The 13801-nt window shown below is 36.3% G+C and carries 11 protein-coding genes; 10 read left to right on the top strand and 1 reads right to left on the bottom strand.

The window, feature by feature from the left end:
- Positions 1 to 34: 34 nt before the first annotated feature.
- The 7 genes from nrfD to GGR42_RS07065 all read left to right on the top strand — a co-directional run bounded on the left by nrfD (position 35) and on the right by GGR42_RS07065 (position 8146).
- Positions 35 to 1762 (top strand): NrfD/PsrC family molybdoenzyme membrane anchor subunit, encoded by a 1728-nt coding sequence (nrfD, locus tag GGR42_RS07095; RefSeq protein ID WP_167962286.1) that lies wholly within the window; start codon positions 35 to 37, stop codon positions 1760 to 1762.
- A 1-nt stretch (position 1763) separates the two neighbouring features.
- Positions 1764 to 2285, top strand: coding sequence for a DUF3341 domain-containing protein (locus GGR42_RS07090; RefSeq protein ID WP_167962284.1), 522 nt, complete (start codon positions 1764 to 1766; stop codon positions 2283 to 2285).
- A gap of 14 nt (positions 2286 to 2299) precedes the next feature.
- Entirely contained in the window at positions 2300 to 2860 is a 561-nt protein-coding gene (locus GGR42_RS07085) for a c-type cytochrome (protein ID WP_167962282.1), read from the top strand.
- Between the two features lie 18 nt (positions 2861 to 2878).
- Positions 2879 to 4231, top strand: coding sequence for a quinol:cytochrome C oxidoreductase (locus GGR42_RS07080; protein WP_167962280.1), 1353 nt, complete (start codon positions 2879 to 2881; stop codon positions 4229 to 4231).
- Between the two features lie 30 nt (positions 4232 to 4261).
- The gene (locus GGR42_RS07075) at positions 4262 to 5317 is read left to right on the top strand and encodes a cytochrome c oxidase subunit II (RefSeq protein ID WP_167962278.1); all 1056 of its coding nucleotides are present in this window, start codon (positions 4262 to 4264) and stop codon (positions 5315 to 5317) included.
- 38 nt (positions 5318 to 5355) lie between these two features.
- Positions 5356 to 7179, top strand: coding sequence for a cytochrome c oxidase subunit I (locus GGR42_RS07070; protein ID WP_167962276.1), 1824 nt, complete (start codon positions 5356 to 5358; stop codon positions 7177 to 7179).
- 139 nt (positions 7180 to 7318) lie between these two features.
- On the top strand, positions 7319 to 8146 hold the full coding sequence (locus GGR42_RS07065) for a GIN domain-containing protein (protein WP_167962274.1): 828 nt from the start codon (positions 7319 to 7321) through the stop codon (positions 8144 to 8146).
- On the opposite strand, the gene GGR42_RS07060 is transcribed toward GGR42_RS07065, so the two are convergent.
- A complete protein-coding gene (locus GGR42_RS07060) occupies positions 8143 to 10407 on the bottom strand; it encodes an acyl-CoA dehydrogenase family protein (RefSeq protein WP_167962272.1) in 2265 nt (754 codons plus the stop codon). The two genes, GGR42_RS07065 and GGR42_RS07060, sit on opposite strands and share 4 nt — an antisense overlap.
- Before the next feature lie 96 nt (positions 10408 to 10503).
- Here GGR42_RS07060 and ruvB point away from each other — a divergent pair, with 96 nt between their 5' ends.
- From ruvB to queG, 3 genes are read left to right on the top strand one after another with little or no spacing between them, the layout of a single operon-like run.
- Complete coding sequence (gene ruvB, locus GGR42_RS07055; protein WP_167962270.1) at positions 10504 to 11538, top strand: Holliday junction branch migration DNA helicase RuvB; 1035 nt, start codon at positions 10504 to 10506, stop codon at positions 11536 to 11538.
- Positions 11525 to 12865, top strand: a complete 1341-nt coding sequence (locus tag GGR42_RS07050) for a cytochrome P450 (protein ID WP_167962268.1) — start codon at positions 11525 to 11527, stop codon at positions 12863 to 12865. The genes ruvB and GGR42_RS07050 overlap by 14 nt, the downstream gene beginning before the upstream one ends.
- Complete coding sequence (gene queG, locus GGR42_RS07045) at positions 12862 to 13782, top strand: tRNA epoxyqueuosine(34) reductase QueG (RefSeq protein WP_167962266.1); 921 nt, start codon at positions 12862 to 12864, stop codon at positions 13780 to 13782. The genes GGR42_RS07050 and queG overlap by 4 nt, the downstream gene beginning before the upstream one ends.
- Positions 13783 to 13801 lie beyond the last annotated feature (19 nt).

Raw genomic sequence — 13801 nt, 5'->3', positions numbered from 1 at the left:
AAAAAAAATAAAGCAAGTAACTTTAATATAAATTATGGCGTCGCATTACGAAGCACCTATACGAAAACCCTTAGTACTTGGAGACAAGGGCTACCATGATGTAAGCGTTGATATTGCAGCACCGGTTGAGGGAAGAGCCGATAAACAATGGTGGATTGTCTTTTCTATTGCCTTGGTAGCATTCCTTTGGGGTGTTGGTTGTATCTTATATACCATTTCAACAGGTATTGGGACTTGGGGATTGAATAAAACCGTGGGCTGGGCCTGGGATATTACCAATTTTGTTTGGTGGGTAGGTATCGGTCATGCGGGTACCCTAATCTCTGCTGTATTGCTCTTGTTTAGACAAAAGTGGAGAATGGCAATTAACCGTTCTGCAGAGGCAATGACCATTTTCTCTGTGGTACAGGCAGGCTTATTTCCAATTATTCACATGGGTCGTCCATGGTTGGGATACTGGGTGTTACCAATCCCTAACCAGTTTGGTTCTTTGTGGGTGAATTTTAACTCGCCACTACTTTGGGATGTATTTGCAATTTCTACATACCTATCCGTTTCATTGGTGTTCTGGTGGACGGGTCTGTTGCCTGATTTTGCAATGATTCGAGATAGAGCGGTATTGCCTTTCCAGAAGAAAATATATAGTTTGTTGAGTTTTGGTTGGAGCGGTCGTGCAAAAGATTGGCAACGTTTTGAGGAGGTTTCATTGGTATTGGCCGGTTTAGCAACACCTTTGGTACTTTCTGTACATACTATTGTATCGTTTGACTTTGCTACGTCCGTAATTCCTGGTTGGCATACAACTATTTTCCCTCCATATTTTGTGGCGGGTGCTATTTTCTCAGGATTTGCGATGGTAAATACTTTGCTTATCATTATGAGAAAAGTGTGCCATTTAGAAGCTTATATTACTGTACAACATATTGAATTAATGAACATTGTAATCATGATTACGGGTTCTATAGTGGGCTGTGCTTATATTACAGAGTTGTTTATGGCTTGGTATTCTGGTGTTGAATATGAACAGTATGCATTCTTAAATAGAGCGACCGGACCTTACTGGTGGGCGTATTGGGCAATGATGACTTGTAATGTATTCTCACCTCAATTTATGTGGTTTAAGAAACTTAGAACAAGTATTATGTTTTCTTTCTTTATTTCCATTGTGGTTAATATTGGAATGTGGTTTGAGCGTTTTGTGATTATTGTGACTTCTTTGCACAGGGATTATTTACCATCTTCATGGACTATGTTCTCGCCGACATTTGTGGATATAGGAATCTTTATAGGTACTATTGGTTTTTTCTTTGTTCTTTTCTTATTGTATGCAAGAACATTCCCTGTAATTGCACAGGCTGAAGTAAAGTCAATTTTGAAATCCTCTGGGGAGCGTTATAAAAAATTAAGAGATGCTGGTCAGCCTTTATATACTATTGAAAAGAAAGGATCTGTTAAGAAAGCAAAAGTTACATCAGAAGAAAAGCCAGTAGGTGATTCGGAAAGTAAAGTATCAAATCTTTTGGGTTCTTTGGGTGTTTTCGATGCTTCGAAAGATACTCCAGATGATTTGAAAAAGGTGAAAGGAATAGGCCCACAGATGGAAAAGACATTAAATCAGATTGGAATATTCAAGTTTGAGCAAGTAAGCAAAATGACGAAGAAGGAATATGATTTATTGGATTCTATAACGGAATCGTTCCCAGGTAGGGCACAAAGAGATGATTGGGCTGGTCAAGCAAAAAAATTAAACAAGAAAAATTAATATGGCATCTAAAGTTATACAGGCGTATTATAACGACGACGATGTGTTGATGCATGCTGTCAAGGAGGTAAAAGCTGCCAAACATCATATTGAAGAAGTGTATTGCCCATTTCCAGTTCATGGATTGGATAAAGCTATGGGGCTTGCACCCACTAGAATAGCCATTACTTCTTTTATGTACGGATGTTTAGGACTTACGGTAGCAATTGTTATGATGAATTATATCATGATCAGTGATTGGCCACAGGACATTGGTGGTAAACCAAGTTTTAGTTACATAGAAAACATGCCGGCTTTTGTTCCTATAATGTTTGAGTTGACTGTATTTTTTGCTGCGCATTTAATGGTAATCACATTTTACTTAAGGAGTAGATTGTGGCCCTTTAAAAAAGCTGAAAATCCAGATGTAAGAACTACAGATGATCATTTTGTAATGGAAATTGGAGTTCATGGTAATGAAAAGGAATTAGAGGAGCTGTTATTAAATACAGGTGCTGTAGAAGTTAATATTTCAGATAAGTAGTCTATAATAATACTATGAATAGTTTTAAGAAAATAGGATTGGTTTTTGGGTTGGTTGTTCTTGTTTCAGCCTGTTCTAACAAGAATAGTCGAAACTATCAATTTATGCCGAACATGTATGTTCCGGTTGGGTATGAAACCTATGGGCAGATAGATTTTTTACCAGGACAAATGGAGGCTATGCAACCGGTAGCAAACACTATTCCAAGAGGTGCTTTCCCATATAGTTTGGAAAATACACCAGAAGGAAAAGAAATGTCCATATTGGCCATTAGCCCATTGGATTCACTTAAGATTGATGAAAACCTTTCTGTTGGGAAGGAGTTATACGATATATATTGTGCCGTTTGCCATGGCTCTAAAGGGGATGGTCAGGGTAATTTGGTGAAAAGGGAAAAAATATTGGGTGTGCCCACTTATGCAGATGCTGCTAGAAATATTACTGTAGGCAGTACCTATCATACAATTTATTACGGATTAAACTCTATGGGTTCTTATGCTGGTCAATTAAACCACAAAGAGCGTTGGCAAGTTTCCGAGTATGTTGTGAAATTGAAACAAGATTTAACAAAATAATACATAGACAATAGTAATATGTACACGTTTTCAAATAGATTAAGAATTGCTTCCTTCATTCTAATGGCTGTTGGAGTGATGGGTATAGGAATTGGTTTTGTATCTGCACCAAGTACCGTTGAAGAAGCCAAGGCCAAGGTGGCTGCACATGGAGATGAGCATGGGGATTCCCATGCCGTTGAAGAGGCTCATGAAGAAGTGGTTGCACACGGTGAAACCAATGCACACGGAGAGGTATTGGAACATCATGAGGAAGGTCATGATGCATCTCATGACGAGCATTTATTGCACCAGTTACAGAATAGACCTTGGTCTGCACTATATATTGCAGCTTTCTTTTTTATGATGATTGCGCTGGGTGTATTGGCATTTTATGCAATTCAACGTGCCGCTCAAGCTGGGTGGTCGCCCCTATTATTTAGGGTGATGGAAGGCATAACCGCCTATTTGGTTCCTGGGGGAATTATTGTATTTGTTTTATTGGTGCTCTCTGTAATGCACATGAACCATATGTTTGTATGGATGGATGCTGATGTGGTGGCACATGATAAACTATTACAAGGAAAAGCAGGATATTTAGATCCAACATTCTTTTTAATAAGAGCGGTTATCTTTTTGGGAGGTTGGATTTTGTACCGTGAATTCTCTAGAAAGTTTTCACTAGCTCAAGATGAGTCCAATGACAATTCCAATTTTGTAAAAAACTTTAGAATTTCTGCGGCATTTTTGGTATTCTATTTAATATCCGAATCCATGATGTCTTGGGATTGGATTATGAGTGTAGATCCACACTGGTTTAGTACCTTGTTTGGTTGGTATGTGTTTGCCAGTATGTTCGTATCTGGTATCACAGTGATCGCTATGGTTACCATTTACTTAAAATCAAAAGGATATTTAGAGCAAGTAAATGATAGCCACATTCATGATTTGGCAAAATTCATGTTCGGAATTAGTATTTTCTGGACCTATTTATGGTTTGCCCAATTTATGTTGATTTGGTATGCTAACATTCCTGAAGAGGTTACCTATTTTGTGACTAGAATCCAGGATTACAGACTTCCATTTTTTGGAATGATAGCCATGAACTTTGTGTTCCCACTATTGTTGTTGATGAACAGTGATTATAAAAGAATCAACTGGTTCGTGATTATGGCTGGTATAGTTATACTTGCGGGACACTATTTGGATATTTTCAATATGATAATGCCAGCAACAGTGGGTGACCAGTGGGGAATAGGTATTTCAGAAATAAGCTCAGTATTGTTTTTTGCGGGATTGTTTATTTTCTGGGTATTCAGGGCGTTGACAAAAGCACCGTTGCAACCAAAACGAAATCCTTTTATTGAGGAAAGTAAGCATTTTCATTATTAATAAGTTTTAAAGTATAATTACGACCATACAATGACTGCATTATTAACCATAGCTGTTTTAATATTAGTGGCAATTGCAATTTGGCAAATGACCAAAATATTTGAATTGTCTCAATATAGTACAGAGAATTCGCAAGTAGCTAACGACTCGGACAACAAGACCAATGGCTATCTACTGTTTGCATTTTTAATATTTATCTATGCAATTACCATTTTTAGTTTTTGGAAATACAGTAAGTTTTTATTGCCAGAAGCTGCTTCTGAACATGGAGGAGGATATGATCAATTAATGTTGGTATCATTTATCATCATCTTTTTTGTGCAGACCATTACCCAGGCTTTATTGCATTATTTTGGGTATAAGTACAGAGGAGAAACTGGTAAGAAGGCACTTTTTTATGCTGATAATGATAGATTGGAGCTAATATGGACCATTATTCCTGTAATTGTTTTGGCGGGTTTAATTTTATGGGGATTGTATACTTGGACCAATATTATGGATGTAAATGATGAGGATGATCCATTGATAGTGGAATTGTATGCCCAACAATTTAATTGGACTGCTAGGTATGGTGGTGATGATAACGTTTTAGGTGATGCCAACGTTAGAATGATAGATATTGATCGTGCAAATATTTTAGGCTTGGATGAGTCCGACCCTAATGCATCTGATGATGTTATAGTTAAGGAACTTCATTTACCTGTTGGCAGAAAAGTCAATTTTAGGTTCCGTTCACAAGATGTATTGCATTCAGCATATATGCCCCATTTTAGGGCTCAAATGAACTGTGTGCCTGGAATGATAACCGAGTTTTCTTTTACGCCAACCATTACAACCGTGGATATGAGACAAAATCCGGATGTTGTAGATAAGGTTAAAAGAACAAATGCGATTAGAGCAGAAAAGGCGGCAAATGGTGAGCCAAATTCTGATCCTTGGGAATTTGATTACCTTCTTCTTTGTAATAAGATTTGTGGAAAGTCTCATTATAATATGCAAATGAAAATTATAGTTGAGACAGAAGAAGAATACAATGCATGGATGGCAAGCCAACAAAAGTTTGGACAGACGATTGCAGCACAATAATTAGGACTTTAAAAATAATATAAAAAGCATATTTGATTATGTCAACAGGACACGAACACGGAGATGATCACGCACATGATGATCATGGACATCATCATAAGGAGACCTTTGTAACTAAATATATATTTAGTCAAGACCATAAAATGATTTCAAAACAGTATTTGATCACTGGTTTGATTATGGGATTCATTGGTATAGCCATGTCATTGATGTTTAGAATGCAACTAGCTTGGCCAGGGGAATCCTTCCCAATATTTGAAACAATATTAGGTAGATGGGCCCCAGATGGGGTAATGGATGCAGATATCTATTTGTCTTTGGTTACTATTCATGGAACCATCATGGTGTTTTTTGTACTTACAGCCGGTTTAAGTGGTACTTTTAGTAACCTTCTTATTCCATTGCAAATTGGTGCAAGGGATATGGCTTCAGGCTTTTTAAATATGATATCCTACTGGTTGTTCTTTTTGTCCAGTGTTATCATGGTAATTTCTCTTTTTGTAGAGGCTGGTCCGGCATCGGCAGGATGGACGGTTTATCCACCATTGAGTGCCTTGCCAATGGCACAAGCAGGTTCTGGAATGGGAATGACACTTTGGTTGGTGTCTATGGCAATATTCATTGCATCTTCCTTATTGGGGTCGCTAAACTACATTGTTACCGTCCTTAATCTAAGAACAAAGGGAATGTCTATGACAAGATTACCCTTGACAATATGGGCATTTTTTGTAACTGCGGTTATTGGGGTAATATCGTTCCCAGTACTTTTGTCTGCAGCCTTATTGCTTATCATGGATAGAAGTTTTGGAACATCATTCTTCTTATCGGATATTTTTATACAAGGAGAAGTATTACACTACCAAGGAGGTTCGCCGGTATTATATGAGCATTTATTCTGGTTCTTGGGACACCCAGAAGTGTATATTGTATTATTGCCTGCATTGGGTATAACGTCAGAAGTTATGTCCACCAATGCGCGTAAACCTATTTTTGGATATAGAGCAATGGTTGCCTCAATTTTGGCAATTGCCTTTTTGTCCACAATCGTATGGGGTCACCATATGTTTATATCTGGAATGAATCCTTTCTTAGGTTCGGTATTTACTTTCACAACTTTGTTGATTGCTATACCCTCTGCTGTAAAGGCATTTAATTACATTACTACATTATGGAAGGGAAATCTTCAATTAAATCCTGGAATGTTGTTTTCAATTGGTCTGGTTTCAACCTTCATTACCGGGGGGCTAACTGGAATAGTTCTTGGAGATAGTACTTTGGATATTAATGTTCATGATACGTATTTTGTGGTTGCCCACTTCCATTTGGTAATGGGAATATCAGCACTTTATGGTCTGTTTGCTGGGGTATATCATTGGTTCCCAAAAATGTTTGAAGGTAAAATGATGAATAAGAATTTGGGATATGTCCATTTCTGGATAACCGCAGTTTGTGCTTATGGAGTTTTCTTCCCAATGCACTTTGTGGGTATGGCAGGTGTGCCAAGGCGTTACTATGAAAACACGGCATTTCCTTTGTTTGATGAATTAACAGATGTAAATGTGCTTATTACGGTGTTCGCATTGATAGCCGGTGCAGCTCAGTTGGTATTTTTATACAATTTTATCAGTAGTATTTTCTACGGTAAGAAAGGTGCCCAAAACCCATGGAAGTCTAACACATTGGAATGGACAGCCCCTCAAGAGCATATACATGGAAACTGGCCAGGTGAAATTCCGCATGTCCATCGTTGGGCGTATGATTATAGCAAAACCTACGAGAATGGGGAATATATTATACCAGGTCAAGATTTTGTTCCACAGAATGTTCCTTTACAAGAGAATGAGGAAGAGTTGCAGCACTAACTTATTATAACTATAAATCAAAAGCCCGTCTAAACTAGACGGGCTTTTTTTATTGCCATTACCTAACATATAGAGTGTCACTATTTTGTAATATATTTAGAAACGAAACACACTATAACCATTATTAAATTTGTTGAAAATGAAAAAAGAAACTCTTTTGTTGCTATTGGTATTGGCCAGTGGCTTCATTTATGGTCAGAAAAAGCCCAAAATAAAAGGAAATAAAAATGTTGTTGAGATTAGAGAATATTTACCAGCATTTAAAGCAATTCAGTTGAATGATGATTTGGATATTATTTTGCAAAAATCTTCGGAAGAAAGCTACGATATTACTGCGGACGATAATTTGATTGACATATTTAAATTTAAAGTTGAGGACAGTACATTGATAATAAGTTCATTCTATAAAGTAACAGGGAAGAAAAAATTAGAGATTAAGGTTAATTATAAGAAGTTGGAGGCTATTACTTTAAGGGATGGCAAAGTTTTAGGGGAAAGTATGATATCATCGGATAGATTTTATATAAGCACCTTTGGATCATCAAAATTAAAACTTAATGTTAGTGCTGGATTAATGCATGTAAACATGGAAGGAAATAGTTCTGGGGATTTTAATATAGATAGTGACTCTCTCTATGTATCCCTGAAAGATAAGGTTGATTTAAATATGTATTCCGTTAGTGAAACTGCACGTTTTGAAATGTATAAAAATGCAACAGTAAAATTAGACGGTACAACAGATAGTCTGCATCTTAAATTAGTAGAGAATACCAATTTTAAGGGCGAAAAACTTGAAGTTGCAAGTGCATTATTAAATTTAGAAGGTTCACCAACTGCCAGAGTGTACGTGTATAAGGAGATTGAGTTAATATCTAGTGGTACTTCCAAAACTATTTTATCGGGGAACCCTAAAATCACGATTACCGAATTTTTAAACAAATCCTTATTGCGTAAGGAAGAGGATTAATTGGCAATGGGCGCTGTTATGCAATGTTCGGGAATTCCAAAACCATCTACAAGTACTTCAATGTGAGGCCGTAGTTCGGTACATAGGCGCTCTACTCGTTGTCTTATAGCTTTTGATTTGGTCCCTCCAATATAGCCTTGTTCCAAATACCAACCTGTGTCTTTTCTTATTTCATGTAGGGCATATAGCGTTCCCAATTTTTGGAATAACAACCTATTTTTTTCATCTGAAATGTTATCGGTAAAATTGGTGAATGTCTCATAGGCCAATTCAATACTATACGCCTTTCCCAAGGCTAATAAATGGGTTTGGACCTTTAAAAATGCTTGATAGGAAGGAACTCCTTTTTTAATATAATCCCTAATTCTCATGGCCAAGGTGTAGGTGAGTCTTCTGGTTCTATAATTAAAGGCATGTTTATGGAATTTAGGATTATATAAGTGATCTTTGTCCACCTTATTTATGTAAAGTGGATTGATGGTGGCTAACTTGTCACTTATCTGCGCCCCTACTAATCTTAACACTGAAGAAAATCCAGCACTATTGAATTCAGTTTTAAAATCTGCTAAAATGCCCTTTGCTGCCAATTGTAACAACACTGTGTTATCCCCTTCAAATGTGGTGAAAATATCCACATCACCTTTTAAATCAGCAATTCTGTTCTCTATTAGATATCCTTTTCCACCGCAAGCTTCTCTACATTCTTGAATAGTATCATTGGCAAAATCTGTTATTATGGCTTTTAAGCCAGCAGCTTGTGTCTCAATTTTTCTTTTGTCAGTAATGGTTTCATCACTGTATAATTTCATCATATGGTCCATAGTGACATGGTATACATAAGAAGAGGCAATTTCAGGGGTCAATCGTAATTGATGGGAAGGATAATCCATTAACAAATCCTCCTGTATTTTAATGTTATCATTAAACTGCCTTCTTTGTAATGCATGTTTTACAGCAATAGCTAAGGATAGCTTCGCCCCACTTATTGCACCTTTGGCTACACATATACGTCCACCGACCAATGTTCCCAGCATGGTAAAAAAGCGTTTGCTTGGATTTTTTATGTCTGAATAATAATTGCCATCCTTCGTAATGCTACCATATTTGTTCAATAGATTTTCTCTAGGTACTTTTACTTGATTGAACCATATTTTTCCATTGTCAACACCATTTAATCCCAATTTGTAACCATTATCTTCAATGGAGACACCTTTCATTAATTGGTGTTTTTCATTCCTAATAGGAACTAAAATAGCATGTACGCCTTCATTTTTGCCATTTACGATGAGCTGGGCAAAAACGGAAGCCATTGTAGAATGCAATGCATTTCCAATATATTCCTTATTATCATTTTTACCGGGGGTATGTATGGTAATGGTGTCAGTTTTTTTATCATATGTGGCGGTGGTTTTTACACCTCTAACATTGGAACCGTGACCAGTTTCTGTCATGGCAAAACATCCCAATAGTTTTGCTTTTCCGGTATCGCTTAAATATGTATCATGATGTTGCTTTGTTCCTAATTTTTGAACACTACCACCAAAAAGGCCAAATTGCACTCCAAATTTTACTGTAAGACTGGCATCGACATAAATAAGGTTTTCAAAGATTGATGCATAAACAGGCATATTACCTGTGCCTCCATATTCTTTAGGGTAGGCCATGGCACCATATCCTTTATTGGCCAAAATTTTAACTTGACTTAGAACCTTTTCTCTGAATTTTTCCTTATCCCTTTGAATATCCCATTGGAAAATGGGGTCACTTAAGAACTTACGAAAACTGTCTATTTCTTTACTATGGTCAGCTTTAAGAATGGTATCTATTTCTAATGAATTGTAGTAGTTGGAAGTTTTTTTATGAACTATTTCAACATCAAATAAGTGATTGTAATGATTGGGCTGTATACCAAGATTGATTTCAATTTGTTTTATGTTCTCATTTAAGATAGATTCATAACCATAGGCCACAACCAATTTTTTGCTAAATGAAGTAAGGGGATAAGTTTCACTTTCAATTAACTTAACTTTGGAAGAGGAAATAAGTTGTTTCCACTTTTTTAATTCGGAATCACTGGGAGGGTTCTTCCTGTCAAGCCATTCCTTTAAAACAATTTTGTCCTCTTCTGGAAGTAATTCATCTTGGTTTAAGGCATTAATGACCACATTGGTTTCTGAAACAGAAAGGAGGTCATCTGACCAGATTACATAAAAAATTGGAATGTATTGGAGAGTTCCAAATGGATAAATTGTGTTTTTCATGGTTTCAAATTACGACATTTTATCGAATTGAATAGCTCTTTCTTTAAGGTGAAAATCACAAAAACTATCCTCTTTTTCCACTATCTTTGTTATAATATGAACGAAAATTTAAATCCTTCCTCAGATAACTTTTCCCCAGAAGAACTGGATATTGAAAGGGCATTAAGACCTATTTCTTTTGATGATTTTACGGGGCAAGAACAAGTTTTGGAAAATCTAAAGATTTTTGTTCAAGCTGCCAATCTTAGGGATGAAGCTTTGGATCACACCTTGTTTCATGGTCCTCCTGGATTAGGGAAAACTACTTTGGCTCATATTTTGGCCAATGAATTGGGAGTGGGTATCAAGATAACTTCTGGACCTGTTTTGGACAAACCCGGGGATTTAGCAGGATTGTTGACAAATCTTCAGGAAAGAGATGTATTGTTTATAGATGAAATTCATCGTCTTAGCCCTATTGTAGAAGAATACCTGTATTCCGCTATGGAAGATTATAAGATAGATATTATGATTGAGACAGGCCCCAATGCTAGGTCCGTTCAAATAAACCTTAATCCGTTTACTTTGATTGGAGCCACAACAAGGTCAGGTTTGTTGACATCTCCAATGCGTGCAAGGTTTGGTATTCAAAGTAGGTTGCAATATTATTCTACAGAATTGTTGTCCACTATAGTGCAAAGAAGTTCTGAAATATTAAACGTGCCCATAACCAATGAAGCTTCTATTGAAATTGCTGGCAGAAGTAGGGGGACACCCAGAATTTGCAATGCTCTTTTAAGAAGGGTACGGGACTTTGCCCAAATAAAAGGGGATGGAAATATAGATATAGAAATATCCAAATACAGTCTAAAGGCATTAAATGTAGATGCGCATGGACTGGATGAAATGGACAATAAAATATTGACTACCATAATTGATAAATTCAAAGGGGGGCCGGTAGGTATTAGTACTATAGCAACTGCAGTATCTGAAAGTACTGAAACCATTGAGGAAGTCTACGAACCTTTTTTAATACAACAGGGCTTCATAATGCGAACACCTAGGGGAAGAGAGGTGACGGAGTTGGCTTATAAACATCTTGGAAAAATAAAAGGAAATGTTCAAGGAGGGTTATTCAATGAGCAAATATAAATATCCTAATAAGGTTCCTTTTTATAAATTTTTAATTAATTCTTCTGCATTTGCGAAAAATCCAATTCCTTTCCAACAAAGATGGTTTAATGAACACCAAGGTTCTTTTTACGTTAAACCACTATTTGGCCCTCCCATTGTTCTTACTAGAGATGCTGTAATTACGAAGCATATACTTCGAAAAAACCATAGAATATACCATAAGTCAGAAATTCAAACCAAATACCTTTCTAAATATGTAGGCTATGGTCTTTTGACTTCCAATGGAGATTATTGGTTAAAGCAAAGACGCCTAATACAGCCTGGTTTTCATAGAGAGAAATTGGAAAATTTGGTTTCTATTATTGACTCTTCCATAAAAGAGCAGGTAAATAAAATTGAAACTAGTAAGATTTTGGACTTATATCCCATAATGAATGAACTGGCTTTTGAGGTTGTAGCTAAATCACTTTTTAATTTTTCGGCTAGAAGAGAAACATTAAAGCGTTTACAGACAATAGTTGAGCAATTACAAAAATTTATTGTCAAGGACATACGGCAACCCCATAAAAAGCTTTTATACATTTTAAATGGGGATATTCGTTATCATATGAAATTGGTAAAGGAAGGTCGGGGAATAATTAATAAGGTAATAGAGCAAAGAAGACAGTCAGCCGATCGCCATGATGATCTTTTGCAAATGCTTTTGGATGCAAAATATGAAGATGAAACCTCTATGAGCAATGACCAGTTAATAGATGAGATTTTAATACTATTTGTTGCTGGTCATGAAACTACTGCAAATGCTTTAACCTTTTCATTGACATTAATTGCTCAGAATAAAGAAATAAGGGATAAGGTTGAAAAAGAAATTGAAAACTGTAAAACAAAACAATCCCTATTGGAAAAGATAGGAAAGCTTACCTTAATTAAAGATTGTGTGCAAGAAAGTATGAGACTATATCCACCGGTATGGATTACAGATCGTGTGGCTATTGAAGATGATAAGATTGGCACGTATCATTTTAAGAAAGGCACTATGATAGGTATTTCAATTTATGAATTACACAGGAATATAGATTTTTGGAAAAATCCTGACCAATTTATGCCAGAACGATTTTCGGAAAATGAGCAACTTCATAAATCAGAATATTATATCCCGTTTGGGGCTGGGCCTCGATTGTGCATAGGCAATAATTTTGCCATGTTCGAAATGATTTTAACCATCAATGAAGTACTTCAAAAATTTGAAGTAGTTTCTGAAACTAAAGAAATAAGCATAAACCCTTTAATCACTTTAAAACCTGTAGGATTAAAAATGAAGTTTAAGGAGAGGGGCAAAAAATGAGTGTTAAATTAAAATATACAAACCTTATAAAAGAGGAAGCTAAACGCCTCGGTTTTTTGTCTTGTGGTATTTCAAAAGCTGAGTTTTTAGAAGAGGAAGCGCCAAGGTTGGAAAAATGGCTCAGCAAGAATATGCAGGGTGAAATGAGCTATATGGAAAACCATTTTGATAAGAGGCTAGATCCTACCAAATTGGTAGAAGGTTCCAAATCCGTAATATCACTTTTGCTAAATTATTATCCAGAAGAAGAGCAAATAGAAAACACTTTTAAAATTTCTAAATATGCCTATGGTCAAGATTACCATCATGTTATAAAATCAAAACTAAAACAACTTCAAGAATTTATCTTGGAAGAAATTGGAGAGGTCAATGGTAGGGCTTTTGTTGATTCAGCCCCGGTTCTGGACAAGGCATGGGCGGCAAAAAGTGGATTGGGCTGGATAGGGAAACATAGCAACCTATTAACGCAACAAGTAGGGTCCTTTTATTTTATAGCGGAACTGATTGTGGATTTGGAATTGGACTATGATTTACCAGTGACCGATCATTGTGGCACCTGCACAGCATGTATAGATGCTTGCCCTACAGAAGCCATTGTGGAACCCTATGTTGTGGATGGCAGTAAATGTATATCCTACTTTACAATTGAATTGAAGAATGAAATCCCCAATGAGTTTCATGGCAAATTTGATGATTGGATGTTTGGTTGTGATGTATGTCAAGATGTATGTCCATGGAATCGTTTCTCAAAAGCCCATAGTGAACCGCTTTTTAATCCCAAACCGGAATTACTGTCAATGAGCAAAAAGGATTGGAAGGAAATAACTGAGGATGTTTTTAAAAAAGTATTTCAAAAATCGGCTGTAAAACGCACCAAATTTTCTGGCTTGAAAAGAAATATTGAATTTTTAAAATAGTTTTTCAGTTTACTTTATC

The organism is Saonia flava, assembly GCF_011927795.1.
Lineage (GTDB): Bacteria > Bacteroidota > Bacteroidia > Flavobacteriales > Flavobacteriaceae > Saonia > Saonia flava.
Note: the sequence above shows the minus strand (reverse complement) of the source record. Positions and strands in the feature narration are given on the sequence as shown.